A 16,856-nucleotide genomic window follows, 5' to 3' on the forward strand; every position below is an offset into this window, starting at 1 on the left:
GGCCCGCTCCCGGCGGCTCACCCCTCGCGCGTACCCACTGACACGAGCGAAGCGAAGGCCGCCCCGAGGGGCGGCCTTCGTGCTTGCGGGCCGGGCCGTCCCTCTCCACCGGAAGGACGACCACCCCATGGCACCCAGCCTGCTCCCCGACCTGCAGCGCCTGCTCGACGACGCCTGCCCGCCGTTCGCCCTGCTGCGCCGGCGCACCCCCGGCCGCGACCACGACACCGTCGAGGTGCTGATCGGCGCCGTCCACGAGGCCGGGCAGCTGGCCGAGCTCCCGGTCCGGGAGCTGCCCACCCTCGCCCTCGTGCCCTTCCGCCAGATCCGGGAGCGCGGCTTCGACGTACGCGACGACGGCACGCCGCTGGCCGTGCTGGTCGCCGAGGAGGCGTACGAGCTCCCCCTCGCGCAGGCGGTGGCGGCGCTGCCGGACCACGCGGTACGGGTGGAGGGCGGCGGCTTCGACGTACCCGACGAGGAGTACGCGGCCACGGTCGAGCGCGTGATCCGGGAGGAGATCGGCCGCGGCGAGGGGGCGAACTTCGTCATCCGGCGCACCTACGAGGGCCGGATCGAGGGCTTCGGCCGGGCCGACGCGCTCGCGCTGTTCCGGCGGCTGCTCCTCGGCGAGCGGGGCGCGTACTGGACGTACGTCGTCCACACCGGGGACCGCACCCTGGTCGGGGCCAGCCCCGAGGTGCACGTGCGGATGTCCGGCGGCACCGTCGTGATGAACCCGATCAGCGGCACGTACCGGTACCCGGCCGGGGGGCCGACCGCCGAGTCCCTGCTCTCCTTCCTCGCCGACCGCAAGGAGACCGAGGAGCTGTCGATGGTGGTCGACGAGGAGCTGAAGATGATGTGCACGGTCGGCGACCGGGGCGGGGTCGTCGCCGGGCCGCGGCTGAAGGAGATGGCGCACCTCGCGCACACCGAGTACGAGCTGCGGGGACGCTCCTCGCTGGACGTGCGGGAGGTGCTGCGGGAGACGATGTTCGCGGCGACGGTGACCGGTTCGCCGGTGCAGAACGCCTGCCGGGTGATCGAGCGGTACGAGTCCGGCGGCCGCGGCTACTACGCGGGCGCCCTGGCCCTGCTGGGCGTGGACGGGACGGGGTCCCAGACCCTGGACTCCCCGATCCTCATCCGGACGGCCGACATCGCGCCGGACGGCACGCTTCGGGTGCCGGTCGGGGCGACCCTGGTCCGGCACTCCGACCCGGCGGGCGAGGTCGCCGAGACCCACGCCAAGGCGGCGGGCGTGCTGGCGGCCCTCGGGGTCCGCCCGGCGGCGCCCCGCCCGGAGCCCGCGGCGGCCGGACTGGCGGCGGACCCCCGGGTCCAGGCGGCCCTGGCGGACCGGCGGCGCGACCTGGCGCCGTTCTGGCTGCGGATGCAGGAACGGCCGGCCGCGGTGACGGGGCATGCGCTGGTGGTCGACGGCGAGGACACCTTCACGGCGATGCTGGCCCACGTCCTGCGGGTGGCCGGGGTGGAGGTGACCGTACGCCGCTACGACGATCCGGGGCTGCGGGCGGCCGCCCTGGCCTGGGACGGTCCGGTCGTGCTGGGCCCCGGCCCGGGGAACCCGGCGGATCCCGGGGATCCCAAGATGCGGATGCTGCGCGGGCTGGCCGCCGGACTCCTCGGCTCGCACCGGGGCGGCCTGCTCGGGGTCTGCCTGGGCCACGAGCTGCTGGCGGCGGAGCTCGGGCTGCCGCTGGTCCGCAAGGCGGAGCCGGCGCAGGGGGCGCAGACGCGGATCGACCTGTTCGGGACGCCGGAGGTGGTCGGGTTCTACAACACCTTCACCGCGCACTGCTCCGGCGAGCGGGCCGCCGACCTGGCGGGGCGGGGTGTGGAGGTCGCCCGCGACCCGGCCACGGGCGAGGTCCACGCGCTCCGCTCGGCCGCGGGCGGCTTCGCGGGGGTGCAGTTCCACCCGGAGTCGGTGCTGACCCTGCGGGGGGCCGAGCTGCTGCGGGACCTGCTGGCCGGCGTCCGGACGGCCGCCCCGGCGTAGCCGCCGCACGGCGCGGCCGCGCGCGGCCCTGCGCGCTCGGGACGGCCGTCGGCGCGGGCCGCTCGGGCGCACCCCCGGACGGCCGCCGGCGCGGGCACGGGTCAGGTGCTCGGCCGGCCCACCGTCGTGCGGCGGCGGGCCCGTACCGCGCGGACGGCCTTGCCGCCGAGGACAACGCCGGTCAGGACCAGGCCCGCGCCGAAGACGTGGAGGCTGCCCAGCACGCCGCCGACGGTGAGGACGAGCCCGGCGCCCTCGTCGGCCGCGTCCCACCGGACGCGGGCCCGGCCGCCGGGCTCCGCCCGGCGCAGTCGGCGGATCTCGCGCACCAGGGCGGCGAGCGTCAGGCAGGCGAGGCCTGCGAAGGTCCAGCGCACGGTCTCGGGGAAGTCCACGCTCCGAATGTAGGCCCCCGGCAGCCCGCCCCCGGTGACCGTCCGGTGAACGGGGCGGGAAATCCGGGCGCCGGAGCCGGGCCCCTGCGCCCGTCTTGGCCCCCGCGCCCCGGTCGGCTCAGCCGAAGAAGACCCCGACCTCGGCGTAGAGCGCCGGGTCCACCGTCTTCAGCTTCGCCGTCGCCTCCGCGATCGGCACCCGGACGATGTCCGTCCCCTTCAGGGCGACCATCTTCCCGAAGTCCCCGTCGTGCACGGCCTCGATGGCGTGCAGTCCGAACCGGGTCGCCAGCCACCGGTCGAAGGCGCTCGGCGTACCGCCGCGCTGGATGTGCCCGAGCACCGTCGTGCGGGCCTCCTTCCCCGTCCGCGCCTCGATCTCCTTGGCCAGCCACTCGCCCACGCCGGACAGCCGGACGTGTCCGAACGAGTCCGTGGTGGCGTCCTTCAGCACCATCTCCCCGTCCTTCGGCATCGCCCCCTCGGCGACCACCACGATCGGCGCGTAACTCGCCTTGAAGCGGGAGGTCACCCAGGCGCACACCTGGTCCAGGTCGAAACGCTGCTCCGGGATGAGGATGACGTTGGCGCCGCCGGCCAGCCCCGAGTGCAGGGCGATCCAGCCGGCGTGCCGGCCCATCACCTCGACGACCAGCACCCGCATGTGCGATTCGGCGGTGGTGTGGAGCCGGTCGATGGCCTCGGTGGCGATGCCCACGGCCGTGTCGAAGCCGAAGGTGTAGTCCGTCGCCGACAGGTCGTTGTCGATGGTCTTCGGCACGCCGACGCAGGGGATGCCGAACTCCTCGTACAGCCGGGCCGCGACGCCCAGCGTGTCCTCGCCGCCGATCGCGACCAGTGCCTCGACCTCGTACTTGGCGAGGTTCTCCTTGATCTGGCGGACGCCGTTCTCCTGCTTGAACGGATTGGTGCGCGAGGAGCCGAGGATGGTGCCGCCGCGCGGCAGGGTGCCGCGTACGGCGGGGATGGAGAGCGGGACGGTGTCGCCCTCGACCACGCCGCGCCAGCCGTCCTTGAAGCCGGTGAAGTCGTACGCGTACTCCTGCACGCCCTTGCGGACGACGGCGCGGATGACCGCGTTGAGCCCGGGGCAGTCGCCGCCGCCGGTCAGCACTCCGACCTTCATGTCACTCTCCCTTTGCCACAGGGCCCACTGGGCCCGCATGACGGCCACGCTAGTGGTGACTCAGGTCACATCAAGCGTCTGGGAAGGGTCAATTCCGGTGGAATTACGGGGCGTTGCGTACGCCTGTTCACTCGTACGGGGACGTAAGTACGACGTACGACACCGCTTGCGGGTCTACGCGTCGTCTAGCCCGGCCTCTATCGCGTAGCGCACGAGCTCCACCCGGTTGTGCAACTGGAGCTTGCCCAGGGTGTTCTGTACGTGGTTCTGCACGGTGCGGTGCGAGATGACCAGCCGTTCCGCGATCTGCTTGTACGACAGCCCCTTGGCGACCAGCCGCAGCACCTCGGTCTCCCGGTCGGTGAGCTGCGGGGCCTTCGGTTCGTCGGCGGCGGCCGGCGCGGGGTCCGTGGCCAGCCGCCGGTACTCGCCGAGCACCAGGCCGGCCAGGCCCGGGGTGAAGACCGGGTCGCCGGCCGCGGTGCGGCGGACGGCGTCGATCAGCTCCTGGGCCCCCGCCGACTTCAGCAGGTAGCCCGTCGCACCGGACTTGACCGCTTCCAGGACGTCGGCGTGCTCGCCGCTGGCCGACAGGACCAGAACGCGCAGCGCGGGGTTGGCCCCGACGAGCTCCTTGCAGACCTGGACGCCGGGCATCCCGGGCAGGTTGAGGTCGAGGACGAGCACGTGGGGGGCGGCGGCGCGGGCCCGGCGGACCGCCTCGGGGCCGTCGCCGGCGGTCGCGACCACGTCGAAACCCGCGGCGGCCAGGTCGCGGGCGACCGCGTCCCGCCACATCGGATGGTCGTCGACGACCATGACCTTGATCTCGTTCGGCTCGGTCACTGGGTCCTCCCCCTCGGTACTTTCAGTTCCACTTCGGTGCCCTGCCCGGGGACGGACACCAGCTCGGCGGTGCCGCCGAGGTCCCGCAGCCGCCCGCGGATGGACAGGGCCACGCCCATCCGGCCCTCGCCCTCCGCCTGGTCGAGCCGGCCCGCGGGGATGCCCGGCCCGTCGTCCCGTACGGTCACGATCACCTCGCCGCCCCAGTCCTCGACCAGGATCCACGCCCGGGCCCCGTCCCCGGCGTGCTTGCGCACGTTGTCGAGGGCGGCGCCGACCGCCGCGGCCAGCTCGCGCGCCGCGGGTCCCGGCAGCGGCACCGGGGTGCCCGGCTCGGCGAAGCTCACCCTGGATCCGGCGTGCGGGGCCAGCAGCGTCCGCAGATCGACCTCGCCCTCGTCGGCGCCCGGCTCCTCCACCTCGTACGAGTCCACCAGCGCGCCGAGCGCCTCGTCACGGGAGACCCGCGAGGTGTGCACCAGCCCGCTGGAGACCAGGGTGCGCAGCGCCACCTCCTGCTCCCCCGCCATCCGGCCGAGCTCGGCGGCCTCGCCGCCCAGCTCGCTGCCGCGCCGCTGGACCATGGCGAGGACCTGGAGGACCCCGTCGTGGATGTCGCGGGCCAGCCGCTCGCGTTCGCGGGTGGCGGCCTCGATCTCCAGGGCGCGCGCCAGGGTGGCCTCACTGGCCCGGGCGACCTCGACGACGTACCCGATGGCGATGGAGGCGACCCAGACCAGCAGCACGTTGTGCAGGGTGTCGCGGGTGGGGTTGCCGCCGTGGACGACGATGTTGGCGGCGGCGACGAAGGTGGAGGCGAAGCCGGCCCAGCGCCAGCCGCCCTTGAGGGCGAAGGCGAGGACCGAGCCCGCGGTCCAGATGGACGGCAGGGTCGGGCCGCCGGCCGCGATCCGCTCCTGCGTGTCGGCGAGCGGGGTCAGCAGGATCCCGACGAGCGCGACGGCGAGGTCGGCGCCGAGGAACCGCTTCGTGCAACCGGCGGCGTTCGCCGCCTTGCGGCGGGTGGCGAGGGTCCAGACGGCGAGGACGGCGAGGTAGCCGGCGGCGATCGCGGGGCGGTCGAAGCGCCGGTACGCCGACACGAACAGCAGCACCGCGTAGACCATGGTGAGCAGCCGGTAGGCGGTCAGGGCGCGCCACAGCGGCTGCTCGACCGACATGCGTACGACGCGCTCGCGTTTCGCCATCTCTCCCACCCCGTACGGGCGGACCCGCCCGGTTCTCCTGCCGCGCGTCTACTCGGCGCTCTTGTCGCCGCTCTTCTCGGAGCTCTTCTCGGCGGCCCGGGCCGCCTTCTCCGCCTTCTCGGCGTCGGCGATCTGGCGCTTGGCCGCGGTCGCGTAGATGTCGACGTACTCCTGGCCCGAGAGCTTCATGATCTCGTACATGACCTCGTCGGTCACCGAGCGCAGGATGAAGCGGTCGCTGTCCATGCCCTGGTAGCGGCTGAAGTCCAGCGGCTTGCCGATGCGGATGCCGGGGCGCATCAGCTTGGGGACCACCTTGCCGGGCGGCTGGATCTTCTCCGTGTCGATCATCGCGACGGGGATCACGGGGGCGCCGGTGGCCAGGGCCACCCGGGCCAGCCCGCCGGGCTTGCCCCGGTAGAGGCGGCCGTCGGGTGAACGGGTCCCCTCGGGGTAGATGCCGAACAGCTCCCCGCGCTCGATGACTTCGATGCCGCTCTTGATGGCGGCCTCGCCCGCACCCCGCGCCCCGGAGCGGTCCACCGGGAGCTGGCCGACGCCCTTGAAGAAGGCGGCCGTCAGCTTGCCCTTGATGCCCGGGGAGGTGAAGTACTCCGCTTTCGCGATGAAGGTGACCTTCCGGTCCAGTACGGCCGGCAGGAAGAAGGAGTCGGAGAAGGACAGGTGATTGCTCGCGAGGATCGCCGGCCCCTCGGCGGGAATGTTCTCCAGGCCCTCCACCCACGGCCTGAAGGCGAGCTTCAGGGACCCGCCGATGGAGAACTTCATTGCGCCGTAGATCAACTCGAAAGCCTTCCTGTGTCTGTCGAACAGACCTTAACCCCTGGCTCACGCCGGAGCGGTCGACGACCCTGGTCGGTGTCATCCCGGTCGCGTACGGTGAAGTCACACAGCGCTACGCACTCCCCAGCCCGCCCCCTTGAAGGAGATCCTGGTGCCCGTCCTCCCTGGAGCCGAGCCGTTCCGCCACGAGGGCGGAGAGGTCGGCGTGCTTCTCTGCCACGGCTTCACCGGCTCCCCGCAGTCGCTGCGCCCCTGGGCCGATTATCTCGCCGCGCAGGGGCTGTCGGTCTCGCTGCCGCTGCTGCCCGGGCACGGCACGCGCTGGCAGGACATGCAGCTCACGGGCTGGCAGGACTGGTACGCCGAGGTGGACCGGGCGCTGCGGGAGCTCCAGGAGCGGTGCACGCAGGTGTTCGTGTTCGGGCTCTCGATGGGCGGGGCGCTGAGCCTGCGGCTGGCGGCCAAGCACGGGGACGCCATCAGCGGCCTCGTCCTCGTCAACCCGGCCAACAAGGTGCACGACCCGCTGGCCGTCGCCCTTCCGGTCGCCCGGCACTTCATCCGGTCGACGCCGGGCATCGCGAGCGACATCGCGAAGCCGGGGTCCGAGGAGGTCGGGTACGACCGGGTGCCGACGCACGCCGCGCACTCGCTGCGGAAGTTCCTCCAGCTGGTGGACGGCGAACTGCCGCAGGTGACGCAGCCGGTCCTGCTGCTGCACAGCCCGCAGGACCACGTCGTGCCGCCGGTGGACTCGGCGCGGATCCTCGCGCGGATCTCCTCGACGGACGTCACCGAGACGCTGCTGGAACAGAGCTACCACGTCGCGACGTTGGACCATGACGCGGAGCGGATCTTCGCGGACAGTTACGCGTTCGTCGGGCGGCTCGCGCAGAGCGTCGGCAGTGGCAGGGAGGGGGCGGCCAGCGGTGGCTGAGCACGAGGAGTCCTCGGGGGGTGTCCCCCCGCTGGACGAGGAGGCGGCCTGGGCGGCGATCGTCGCCGGATACGGGCAGGAGCCGCCGGACCCGCCGGGGGCCCGGCCCTTCAGACCCATCGAGAACCTGGCGCTGCCGGAGAAGGACGTCGAGCCCGACCCGGAGCGCAGACCCGGTCCCGCATCCGGGCCGGAGCCGGAGCCGGGACCGAAGCCCGAGCCGAGGCCGGAGCCGGGCCCGAAGCCCGGGTCCGGGCCGGAGCCCGAGCCCGAGCCTCCGGCTGCGTCCCTGGGCAGCTCGGTGGTGTTCGCCCCGGGCGTGGGCACGGGCGCGGGTACGGGGGGACCCGGCACCGGGCCGCGGGACCACACCCCGGCGGAGCCGGACGACGAGGGCCACTTCGTCCCCCCGGAGCCGGAACTTCCGCATGCGGACACGACGGCCAAGTTCGCGTGGCTGGCCGTGGTGGGCGGGCCGGTGCTGCTGCTGGTGGCGGTGCTGCTCCAGTGGGACATGACCTGGTGGCTCACGACCCTGTGCATCGGCGGGTTCCTCGGCGGATTCGCGACGCTGGTGGCCAGGATGTCGCAGGGCGACGACGATGACGACGACCCGGGCCGCGGAGCCGTGGTCTGACCTTTCCGGTCCGGCCGGCCCGGTCGCACCCGCCCTCCGGTGGGGCCCTGGCCCCGGGCCCGTGCCGTCAGGGCCCGTGCCGTCAGGGGGCCGGGAGGCGGAGGGTGGCCAGGACCGGGAGGTGGTCCGTGGCCGCCTTGAGGTCCGCCGGGGTGACGCCCGCCAGCCCCTCGGGGACACCGCAGGTCAGGACCTCCACCCCGGGCGTCGCGAAGACCGCGTCGATCCGCCGCGGCGGACCGGAGCCGACGAAGGTGTGCTCGCCGCCCCAGGGGGACACCGTCCAGCAGTCCTGGAGGACGCCGGAGAGGCGGCGGAACGCCGGGCCCGACGGGGGCTCGTTGATGTCGCCCGCCGCGATCGCGTACGGGGTGTCCACCGAGGCGAGGCGGGACAGCAGCAGCTCGGCCTGGGTCCGGCGCTCCTGCGCGTCCAGGGACAGGTGCGCGCTCAGGACCGCCACCCGCACGGCGCCGAACCGGACCACCGCCGTGGCGAAGCCCCGCCGGTGCAGGCCCGGCGTCCGCGGCAGCAGGACGTCCTCCGTGCGCTCGACGAAGGCCCGCAGCGAGCACAGCAGCAGCGGTCCGGCGGCGGTCGCACCGCCGGACAGCACCACCAGGTCCGTCTTCGCGGCCAGCCGCGCCGCGTGCTTGCGCCAGCGAAAGAACCGCGGAGCCTCCTGCACGAACACCAGGTCCGGGGCGCAGGCGCGGATCACCCGGGCCAGCGCCTCCTCGTCGTCCCGCAACGAGCGGATGTTGTAGCTGAGCACCCGGATCACGGCGGAGCCGTCCGGCTCGGTCATGGAGTTCGCCAGCGGGGGCAGGCACGACGTCAGGTCCATACGCCGCAACATAGCCAGACTGCCCGCCGCGGCCCAGAGGGCGCGGCGGGCAGTCGTCATCGGCCGTGTCGCCCGCTCAGCCCTGGCGGGCCAGGTCCGCCGCGCCCACCAGCCCGGCCTTGCCGCCGAGCTGCGCGGCCAGCACCTGGGCGTGCGGCCGCCAGGCGCCGCCGACCAGCCAGCGCTTGAAGGACTTGCGGATCGGGTCGAGGACGAGGTCGCCCTCGTCGGAGACCCCGCCGCCGACGATGAACGCCGACGGGTCGAACAGGGAGGCCAGGTCGGCCAGGCCCGCGCCGGCCCAGCGGGCCAGCTCGCGGAAGGCGTCGATGGCCACCAGGTCGCCGGCACGCGCGGCCTGGCTGATGTGCTTGCCCTCGATGCCCTCGGGGGTGCCGTCGCCGAGCGAGAGCAGGACCGTCGCGTTCTCGGGGGTGGCGTTGGCGCGCTGCTTCGCGTACCGGACGAGCGCGCGGCCGGAGGCGTACTGCTCCCAGCAGCCCTGGCTGCCGCAGCCGCACAGCAGGCCGTCCGGGACCACCCGGATGTGGCCGAACTCGGCGGCCACGCCGAAGCGGCCGCGGCGCAGCTTGTTGCCGATGATGATGCCGCCGCCCAGGCCGGTGCCGAGCGTGATGCAGATGACGTCCTCGTGGCCCTGGCCGGCGCCGAAGCGGTACTCGCCCCACGCCGCGCAGTTCGCGTCGTTCTCGACCACGACCGGCAGGCCGATGCGCTGCTCGACCTTGTCCTTCAGGGGCTCGTGGCGCCAGTTGATGTTCGGCGCGAACAGGACGGTCGCCCGCTTGTCGTCGACGTAGCCGGCGGCGCCGATGCCGACGGCCTCGATGCTGTGGTTGCTGCTGACTGCGGAGACGGCGGTGCAGATCGCCTCCGTCACTCCGTCCGCGGTCGGCGGGGTGGGCACCTTGTACGTCTCAAGGATGGTGCCCTCTTCGTCGACCACGCCGGCCGCGATCTTCGTGCCGCCGATGTCGACGCCGATGGTGAGTCCCATTAGTCCCTCGGTTTCCGGTCAAACCCCGCCACGGCCAACGGTACCCGAGGGTGGACGAGTCTCAGTCGAGGTCGATCCGCTGCGACGGACCCGTACCGCCCTCGTCACGGGGGTCGGAGCTGTCGCCGGACGGCTGGTCGGCGGACCGGCCGGGGCCGGGGGCGGGCTCGTCGCGGGTCCAGCGGCGTTCGTGGCCCTCGACGGCCGAGCGGTAGGCGGCGAGCAGCTCCGAGCCCGCCGCGGCGAGGTGGTCGAAGACCTCGGGGTTGCGCTCGACGACGGGCTTGGCGGCGGCCTTGGCCTGGTGGACGAACTGCCGGACGGCGCCCTGGGCCGCGGCGCCGAACAGCGGGCCGTTCAGGCCGGAGACCTTGTCGGCGACGGCCTCGAACAGCTTGAAGAGCTCCTCGGCGGCACTGCCGGGGGCGTTTGCGGCGCCGCCCTCGTAGGTGCGGCGGCGCTCCCGCTCCGCCGCGAGGTCCTCGGCGCAGGCCTTGGCCCAGGCGTCGTCGTCGGTGGGACGGTTGGTGGCCTCGCTCATGGCGGACTCTCCTGGGGCAGCTGCGGGGCGTGCGGTGCGTGCGGTGCTACTACCTCCGACGTTACCCGAACGGGGGTACGCGGTTCACGGCCTGCGCGGCCAGAGCCCGGGGTCGGGGGTGAAGCGGATGCGGAGCTCGCCGTCGGCCAGGGCGGCGCCGGAGACGGTGCAGCGGCGCAGCGCCGAGGGCAACGAAACGATCCTTCGGTGCGGGCCCGCCGCGAGCAGCAGCTCGTCGCCGCGGCGCACCAGGTCGAGTTCGCCCTTGTCGGCGCCGGGCAGCGGGACCACCCAGACGAGTACCCCGTCGTCGGCGATCCGGTCCTCGACGACCCAGGCCGTACGGGGTGCGGGGGCGTCCGGGAGCAGCCCCGCGGTGGCCGCGAGCCGCTCCAGGTCCTCCGGGCCCCGCGGGTCGCGGCCCAGATGGGCCACCGGGACCAGGGGCGTGCCGGGAGCCTGCGCGGCCCACTGGGCGGCGTACTTCTCCTGCTGGGCGGCCAGTCCGGCCAGCCACGGGTCGGGGGAGCCCTGCGGCACCATCCGGTTCAGGACCACCGCGGACACGGGCAGGGCGTGGAGGGCGAGGCCGAGCGTGCCGGTGCGCAGGGCCGCTGCGGATCCCGGCCCCGGCTCGGCGACCAGGCGGACGGAGGTGGTGTCGGCCTCGATGACGGCCTGGACGGCGGCCAGCTCCTCGTCCCAGCGCGCGGCGGCTTCGTACAGCCACTGCGCGGGCATCGGCACCCCGGCCAGCTGGGCCAGTACGGGCCGCAGGGCGCGGGCCGCCTGCCGCTCGGCCGGGAGCAGCCGGGCGAGGTAGCGACGCAGCTGGGCGGGGAGGGCGAGGGCGGCCGCGCTCTGGTGCAGCGGGGGCATGTCGACGACGACGAGGTCAATGCCCGGCGCGGCGGCGGCCCGGCGCAGGGCGCGCAGCAGGGCGAACTGCTCGGCGCCGGGCAGTTCGGTGAGCTCCTCGGCGCCGAGCGGCCGGGCACCGACCAGGCCGAGCAGCGCGGAACCGCGGTCCTGGAGGGCGACGAGCTCGGAGCGGAACTCCTCGCCGGAGTCGATCCGGGCCACCAGCATTCCGCCCGCGGGCTGCGCCCGCAGGCCCGGTGCGGCTTCGACGGGCTCCCCCGCGGGCTCCCCGACCAGGGCGGCCAGGGGGTCGCCGGGGTCACCGGAGAGCAGCAGCACCCGCTGCCCCGCCCGCACGGCGGCGACGGCCGTGGCCGCGGCCACGGTGGTCCGCCCGGCCCCGCCGGGGCCGGTGATCAGCAGTGTGTGCATGGTGCAGGTGCTCCTCGTTCGCACCGGCGGAGCCGGCTTCGCCCGGACCGGGGACCGCGCCCCGGCCGCGCCTCGATCGCCGGGACGGTCAGGCCGACTCGGTCGATTCGACGCGCTTCTTCAGGCCTGCGAGGGCGCGGTCGATGATGACCTTCTCGGCCTTGCGCTTGATCATGCCGAGCATGGGGATCTTGACGTCCACGGTCAGCTGGTAGGTGACCTGGGTGCGCTTGCCGCCGTCCAGCGGAGCCAGCAGGTAGGAGCCGTCGAGCTGGCGGAGCATCTGCGACTTGTCCAGGGTCCAGCTGACCTCGTCCGTGCCCTTCCACGTGTACGCGAGGGTGTGGTCGTCGCGGATCGCGCCCGCGTCGAGCAGCAGCCGGACCTTCTCCGCGCGGCCCCCGGCGTCGGCGGCGAGCACCTCGGCCTCCTTCACCTCGCCGGTCCACTCGGGGTAGCGGGCGAAGTCGGCGATCACGGCCATGACGTCGGCCGGCGCCGCATCGATCGTGATGCTTGAGCTGGTGTGTTCCGCCATCGCGGGTCGCTCCTCCGGGGCTGGGGGCACCTCCCAGCGGCAGCTGGGGGACATTCGAGGACGTGGGCGGCCGGCGGCCGCCGCGTGCAGGCTACCGTGCGTGCGGGTGTCACCACTCCAGGGCCCACGGCCTTCCGGTGGCGGCGAAGTGGCCGACGTTCACGCACTCGGTGCCGCCGATCCGCATCCGGCGGGCCAGCGGCTGGTGGACGTGCCCGAACAGGGCGTATTTCGGTCGGGTCCGCCGGATCGCCGCGAGCAGGGCCTCGCTCCCCCGCTCGAACCGGCGGGCGACGGTGTCGTAGCAGAGCTCCGGCACCTCCGGCGGGATGTGCGAGCACAGCACGTCGACCTCGCCGAGCGCCTCCACCTTGGCGGCGTACTCCTCCTCGTCCACCTCGTAGGGGGTGCGCATCGGGGAGGGCAGCCCGCCACCGACGAAGCCGAAGACGCGGCCGCCGATCTCGACCCGCTGCCCGTCGAGGACGGTGGTGCCGGGGGCGGCGTACTCCTGCCACAGGCCCGGGACGTCGACGTTGCCGTACGTGGCGTACGTGGGGTGGGGGAACGCGGCGAACATCTCGGCGTACTGGCGGCGCACCGCGCCCTCGATCAGCTGCTCGCGGTCCAGCCCGTCCCACAGCCGCCGGCCGAGGTCGCGGGCCTCCTCGAACCGGCGTGCGGTGCGCAGTTCCACGATCCGGTCGGCGTTCTCCACGCCGAAGAGCTCGGGGAAGATGCCGCGTGAATGGTCGGCGTAGTCCAGGAAGAGCACGAGGTCACCGAGGCAGATCAGCGCGTCGGCGCCGTCTCCGGCCCGGGCGAGCGCCTCGGCGTTGCCGTGGACGTCGCTGACGACATGGACCCTCGTGCTGCGTTTCCTGCCACTCATGCCGCCACCCTAGGGGGGCTTGGGCCTTGCGGGTAGGGGCACCAGGTCAGGTGGCCGGACCTGCGGTTACTTCCGGGTCCGAACCGGGGTCGACTACTGTCGGCAGGGCAGTGCCGCGTCATGTGACGCATGGAACATCTGGCCGGTTCCCTCTATCGGGAACCCACTACCGGTGGGTAACGTCCGGTCGGTCCACACGGTGGCGATGGCGCCCAGAGGAGCAGCAGTCTTGCGCGAGTTCAGCCTTCCGGCCCTGTACGAGGTCCCGTCGGACGGGAACCTGACGGATCTCATCCGCCGCAATGCCGCGCAGCACCCAGACACCGCCGTCATGGCGCGCAAGGCCGGCAGCGGCTGGCAGGACGTGACGGCGACCGAGTTCCTGGCCGAGGTGCGGGCCACCGCCAAGGGCCTGATCGCGGCCGGCGTCGAGCCCGGTGACCGGGTCGCCCTGATCTCCCGCACCCGCTACGAGTGGGTGCTCTTCGACTTCGCGATCTGGAGCGCGGGCGCCGTCACGGTCCCCGTGTACGAGACCAGTTCGCCCGAGCAGATCCAGTGGATCCTCGGCGACTCCGGCGCCGTCGCCGTCGTCGTCGAGAGCCCCGGGCACAGCGCGGCCGTGGCCTCGCTGCGCGACCGGCTGCCGGAGCTGCGCGAGGTCTGGGAGATCGAACAGGGCGCGGTCCAGGCGCTGCACGCGGCGGGCGCGGACGTCTCCGACGAGGAGGTCGACAAGCGCAGCTCGCTGGCGAACGCCGACGACCCGGCCACCATCGTCTACACCTCGGGCACCACCGGCCGCCCCAAGGGCTGTGTGCTGACCCACCGCAACTTCTTCGCCGAGTGCGGCAACGTGGTGGAGCGGCTGAGCCCGCTCTTCCGCACCGGCGAGTGCTCCGTGCTGCTGTTCCTGCCGGCCGCGCACGTCTTCGGGCGCCTGGTGGAGGTGGCGTCCGTGCTGGCGCCGATCCGCCTGGGCTGCGTACCGGACATCAAGAACCTGACCGACGAGCTGGCGTCCTTCAAGCCGACGCTGATCCTCGGGGTGCCGCGCGTCTTCGAGAAGGTCTACAACTCGGCGCGCGCCAAGGCCCAGGCCGACGGCAAGGGCAAGATCTTCGACGCGGCCGCCGAGACGGCGATCGCGTACAGCCGGGCGCTGGACACCCCGCGGGGCCCGTCCTTCGGCCTGAAGCTGAAGCACAAGCTGTTCTCCAAGCTGGTCTACAGCAAGCTGCACACCGTCCTCGGCGGGCGCGGCGAGTACGCGATCTCGGGCGGCGCCCCGCTCGGCGAGCGCCTCGGCCACTTCTTCCGCGGCATCGGCTTCACGGTGCTGGAGGGCTACGGCCTGACGGAGTCGTGCGCGGCCACGGCCTTCAACCCGTGGGACCGGCCGAAGATCGGTACGGTCGGGCAGCCGCTGCCGGGCTCGGTGGTGCGGATCGCCGACGACGGCGAGGTGATGCTGCACGGCGAGCACGTCTTCAGCGGGTACTGGAAGAACGAGAGCGCGACCGCCGAGGCGCTGACCGACGGCTGGTTCCACACCGGCGACGTCGGCACCCTCGACGAGGACGGCTACCTGGCGATCACCGGCCGCAAGAAGGAGCTCATCGTCACGGCGGGCGGAAAGAACGTCGCGCCCGCGGTGATCGAGGACCGGATCCGGGCGCACGCGCTGGTCGCGGAGTGCATGGTGGTCGGCGACGCGCGGCCGTTCGTGGCGGCGCTGGTCACCATCGACGAGGAGTTCCTCGGCCGGTGGGCCGCGGAGCACGGCAAGCCGGCCGGGGTCACGGCGGCGGAGCTGCGCGAGGACGCGGACCTCATCGCCGCCGTCCAAAAGGCCGTGGACGACGGCAACGCGGCGGTTTCCAAGGCGGAATCGGTGCGGAAATTCCGCATCCTGCCCTCCCAGTTCACGGAGGAGTCGGGGCACATCACGCCGTCGCTGAAGCTGAAGCGCAACGTGGTGGCGAAGGACTTCGCGGACGAGATCGAGGCCCTGTACCGGGGCTGATCCCCGGGGCACTCCTCGGCGCGGGTCCTCGGTGCAGGTCTCGGCGCAGGTCTCGGCGCGGGGTCCTCAGCGCGGGTCTTCGGCGAGGATCCGCTCCATGTTCCGCTCGGCGAGGGCCGTGATGGTCACGAACGGGTTCACGCCGAGCGAGCCGGGGATCAGGGAGCCGTCGACCACGTACAGCCCCCGGTGGCCCTTGGCGCGGCCGTGGTCGTCGGTGGCCTCGCCGAGGACGCAGCCGCCCAGCGGGTGGTAGGTGAACGTGTCGGCGAAGGGGTTGTTCCCGCCGAAGAGGTCGTAGCGGTAGATCGTGAAGTTCGCCCGGTTGACACGGTCGAAAAGGCACTTGGCGGCCCGGACCGACGGGGAGTTCTGGTCCCGCCGCCAGTTGAGCCGGGCCGAGTCGGTGGCCGCGTCGTACGTGAAGTGGCCGCGCTCGGGGTTCTTGGTGATGGCCAGGTACATCGAGATCCAGTGCTCGAAGCCCATTGGCAGCGGGGCGATCTCCGCGAAGACCGGGTTCGCGGCGTTGTCCCAGTCGTCGATGCCGAGGGCGGGCATGGTGGCCTGGTCGGCTCCGACCGTGTCCCACAGGTGGTTGGCGCGGGCGGTCATGACGTTGCCGTTGGGGCCCCAGCCGAGCCCGACCTTCTCGCTGAGTCCGGGCAGGGTCCCCTTCTCGCGGGCGCGCAGCAGGATCTCGGTGGTGCCGAGGCTGCCGGCGCCGAGGAAGAGCTGCCGGCAGCCCAGTTCGCGCACCTGGGTCACCCGGCCGGTCAGGTCGCTGCTCTGGACGGTCAGCACGTACCCGCCCGCCGGGTCCGGGCGGACGCCGACCACGCGCTGCATGGTCTCGATGGTGACGTGGCCGGTGCCGATCGCGGCGGCGAGATAGGTCTTGTCCAGGCTCTTCTTGCCGTGGTTGTTGCCGTAGATGACCTCCCCGGCGAGGGCGGACCGGGTGGCGGTGCCGGCGGCTTCGCGCTTCATGTAGCCGAAGTCGTAGACGTTGGGCACGAAGGTGGTCTTCAGTCCGGTGTTCCGGGCGTGCTTGCGGGAGATCCGGGCGAAGCGGTACCACTCGGTGGACTCGAACCAGGCCGGGTCGATCTCGTTGACCCCGAGCATGGCGCGGGCGCGCGGGTAGTAGGTGGCGTACATCGCGTCGGCGTCGACGCGGGGCAGCACCTCGGAGAAGTACGAGCGGCGCGGGGTCGGGGCCATGCCGCCGTTGACGAGGGAGCCGCCGCCGACGCCCCGGCCTACGTACACGGACATGTCGCCGTGGTTCACGCGGTCGAGGACGCCGGGGTAGGGGCTGATGTCCCGGTTGACCACGTCGAGCCAGAGGAACTGGGCGAGCGGGGCCTCGGTGCGGGTGCGGAACCACATGGAGCGCTGATCGGGGGCGGAGGTGGAGGGGAAGACCTTGCCGTCCGGGCCGGGGGTGTCCCACAGGCGCCCCATTTCGAGGACGACGGTGCGTACGCCGGCCTGCCCGAGGCGGAGGGCGGCCACGGCGGATCCGTAGCCGGAGCCGACGACGATGGCGGGGGCGTACTGCGCGGGGGCCGGCTCGACGGCCGCGGCCGAGGCCGCCCCGATACGGGTGAAGCCGAGGGCGGCGGCCGTCTGGAGGGCGCCGATACCCAGGAAGTGACGGCGCGTCAGGTGAGGTGTCATGGCCGCATCATGGGCGGA

General features: G+C 73.3%; 16 protein-coding genes. 4 read left to right on the forward strand and 12 right to left on the reverse strand.

Features of this window, described 5'->3' with window-relative positions; translation table 11 throughout:
• Positions 1-127: 127 nt before the first annotated feature.
• Complete coding sequence (locus tag AC0666_RS13890; RefSeq protein WP_478707636.1) at positions 128-2,026, forward strand: anthranilate synthase family protein; 1,899 nt, start codon at positions 128-130, stop codon at positions 2,024-2,026.
• A gap of 101 nt (positions 2,027-2,127) precedes the next feature.
• On the opposite strand, the gene AC0666_RS13895 is transcribed toward AC0666_RS13890, so the two are convergent.
• From AC0666_RS13895 to AC0666_RS13915, 5 genes are all read right to left on the reverse strand, one after another.
• On the reverse strand, positions 2,128-2,421 hold the full coding sequence (locus tag AC0666_RS13895) for a hypothetical protein (RefSeq protein ID WP_478707637.1): 294 nt from the start codon (positions 2,419-2,421) through the stop codon (positions 2,128-2,130).
• A gap of 118 nt (positions 2,422-2,539) precedes the next feature.
• The gene (locus tag AC0666_RS13900; protein ID WP_361721699.1) at positions 2,540-3,568 is read right to left on the reverse strand and encodes a 6-phosphofructokinase; all 1,029 of its coding nucleotides are present in this window, start codon (positions 3,566-3,568) and stop codon (positions 2,540-2,542) included.
• A 174-nt stretch (positions 3,569-3,742) separates the two neighbouring features.
• Positions 3,743-4,387: a response regulator gene (locus AC0666_RS13905; RefSeq protein ID WP_468582611.1), complete on the reverse strand. Its 645-nt coding sequence runs from the start codon at positions 4,385-4,387 to the stop codon at positions 3,743-3,745.
• A 23-nt stretch (positions 4,388-4,410) separates the two neighbouring features.
• Positions 4,411-5,622 (reverse strand): MacS family sensor histidine kinase, encoded by a 1,212-nt coding sequence (macS, locus tag AC0666_RS13910; protein WP_361721702.1) that lies wholly within the window; start codon positions 5,620-5,622, stop codon positions 4,411-4,413.
• Positions 5,623-5,670: 48 nt separating this feature from the next.
• A complete protein-coding gene (locus AC0666_RS13915; RefSeq protein WP_468967591.1) occupies positions 5,671-6,411 on the reverse strand; it encodes a lysophospholipid acyltransferase family protein in 741 nt (246 codons plus the stop codon).
• Between the two features lie 166 nt (positions 6,412-6,577).
• Between AC0666_RS13915 and AC0666_RS13920 the strand changes: the two genes are divergently transcribed.
• Together AC0666_RS13920 and AC0666_RS13925 are read left to right on the forward strand one after the other, a co-directional pair.
• Entirely contained in the window at positions 6,578-7,363 is a 786-nt protein-coding gene (locus AC0666_RS13920; protein WP_468967161.1) for an alpha/beta hydrolase, read from the forward strand.
• Positions 7,356-8,000, forward strand: coding sequence for a hypothetical protein (locus tag AC0666_RS13925; RefSeq protein WP_478707638.1), 645 nt, complete (start codon positions 7,356-7,358; stop codon positions 7,998-8,000). Before AC0666_RS13920 ends, AC0666_RS13925 begins: the two co-directional genes overlap by 8 nt.
• 82 nt (positions 8,001-8,082) lie before the next feature.
• On the opposite strand, the gene AC0666_RS13930 is transcribed toward AC0666_RS13925, so the two are convergent.
• From AC0666_RS13930 to AC0666_RS13955, 6 genes are all read right to left on the reverse strand, one after another.
• The gene (locus AC0666_RS13930; protein ID WP_468967167.1) at positions 8,083-8,847 is read right to left on the reverse strand and encodes an endonuclease/exonuclease/phosphatase family protein; all 765 of its coding nucleotides are present in this window, start codon (positions 8,845-8,847) and stop codon (positions 8,083-8,085) included.
• 76 nt (positions 8,848-8,923) lie between these two features.
• A complete protein-coding gene (locus AC0666_RS13935; RefSeq protein WP_361721714.1) occupies positions 8,924-9,865 on the reverse strand; it encodes an ROK family glucokinase in 942 nt (313 codons plus the stop codon).
• A 61-nt stretch (positions 9,866-9,926) separates the two neighbouring features.
• A complete protein-coding gene (locus tag AC0666_RS13940; RefSeq protein WP_468967171.1) occupies positions 9,927-10,406 on the reverse strand; it encodes a DUF5304 domain-containing protein in 480 nt (159 codons plus the stop codon).
• 84 nt (positions 10,407-10,490) lie between these two features.
• Entirely contained in the window at positions 10,491-11,699 is a 1,209-nt protein-coding gene (locus tag AC0666_RS13945; RefSeq protein WP_468967174.1) for an ArsA family ATPase, read from the reverse strand.
• A gap of 88 nt (positions 11,700-11,787) precedes the next feature.
• Positions 11,788-12,237 (reverse strand): SRPBCC family protein, encoded by a 450-nt coding sequence (locus AC0666_RS13950; protein ID WP_468582096.1) that lies wholly within the window; start codon positions 12,235-12,237, stop codon positions 11,788-11,790.
• A 109-nt stretch (positions 12,238-12,346) separates the two neighbouring features.
• Positions 12,347-13,129, reverse strand: a complete 783-nt coding sequence (locus tag AC0666_RS13955) for a metallophosphoesterase family protein (protein ID WP_478707639.1) — start codon at positions 13,127-13,129, stop codon at positions 12,347-12,349.
• Positions 13,130-13,358: 229 nt separating this feature from the next.
• Between AC0666_RS13955 and AC0666_RS13960 the strand changes: the two genes are divergently transcribed.
• Positions 13,359-15,155 (forward strand): AMP-dependent synthetase/ligase, encoded by a 1,797-nt coding sequence (locus AC0666_RS13960; protein WP_468582092.1) that lies wholly within the window; start codon positions 13,359-13,361, stop codon positions 15,153-15,155.
• Between the two features lie 66 nt (positions 15,156-15,221).
• On the opposite strand, the gene AC0666_RS13965 is transcribed toward AC0666_RS13960, so the two are convergent.
• Positions 15,222-16,838, reverse strand: coding sequence for a GMC oxidoreductase (locus AC0666_RS13965; protein ID WP_468967179.1), 1,617 nt, complete (start codon positions 16,836-16,838; stop codon positions 15,222-15,224).
• Positions 16,839-16,856 lie beyond the last annotated feature (18 nt).

Source organism: Streptomyces sp. NPDC043680 (assembly GCF_056436685.1).

What these genes read in the sequence shown, in the direction of transcription:
- AC0666_RS13955 (WP_478707639.1), bottom strand. Translation starts at nt 13,129, where the DNA reads ATGAGTGGCAGGAAACGCAGCACGAGGGTCCATGTCGTCAGCGACGTC.
- AC0666_RS13945 (WP_468967174.1), bottom strand. Translation starts at nt 11,699, where the DNA reads ATGCACACACTGCTGATCACCGGCCCCGGCGGGGCCGGGCGGACCACC.
- AC0666_RS13950 (WP_468582096.1), bottom strand. Translation starts at nt 12,237, where the DNA reads ATGGCGGAACACACCAGCTCAAGCATCACGATCGATGCGGCGCCGGCC.
- AC0666_RS13890 (WP_478707636.1), top strand. Translation starts at nt 128, where the DNA reads ATGGCACCCAGCCTGCTCCCCGACCTGCAGCGCCTGCTCGACGACGCC.
- AC0666_RS13905 (WP_468582611.1), bottom strand. Translation starts at nt 4,387, where the DNA reads ATGGTCGTCGACGACCATCCGATGTGGCGGGACGCGGTCGCCCGCGAC.
- AC0666_RS13915 (WP_468967591.1), bottom strand. Translation starts at nt 6,411, where the DNA reads ATGAAGTTCTCCATCGGCGGGTCCCTGAAGCTCGCCTTCAGGCCGTGG.
- AC0666_RS13940 (WP_468967171.1), bottom strand. Translation starts at nt 10,406, where the DNA reads ATGAGCGAGGCCACCAACCGTCCCACCGACGACGACGCCTGGGCCAAG.
- AC0666_RS13965 (WP_468967179.1), bottom strand. Translation starts at nt 16,838, where the DNA reads ATGACACCTCACCTGACGCGCCGTCACTTCCTGGGTATCGGCGCCCTC.
- macS (WP_361721702.1), bottom strand. Translation starts at nt 5,622, where the DNA reads ATGGCGAAACGCGAGCGCGTCGTACGCATGTCGGTCGAGCAGCCGCTG.
- AC0666_RS13930 (WP_468967167.1), bottom strand. Translation starts at nt 8,847, where the DNA reads ATGGACCTGACGTCGTGCCTGCCCCCGCTGGCGAACTCCATGACCGAG.
- AC0666_RS13935 (WP_361721714.1), bottom strand. Translation starts at nt 9,865, where the DNA reads ATGGGACTCACCATCGGCGTCGACATCGGCGGCACGAAGATCGCGGCC.
- AC0666_RS13900 (WP_361721699.1), bottom strand. Translation starts at nt 3,568, where the DNA reads ATGAAGGTCGGAGTGCTGACCGGCGGCGGCGACTGCCCCGGGCTCAAC.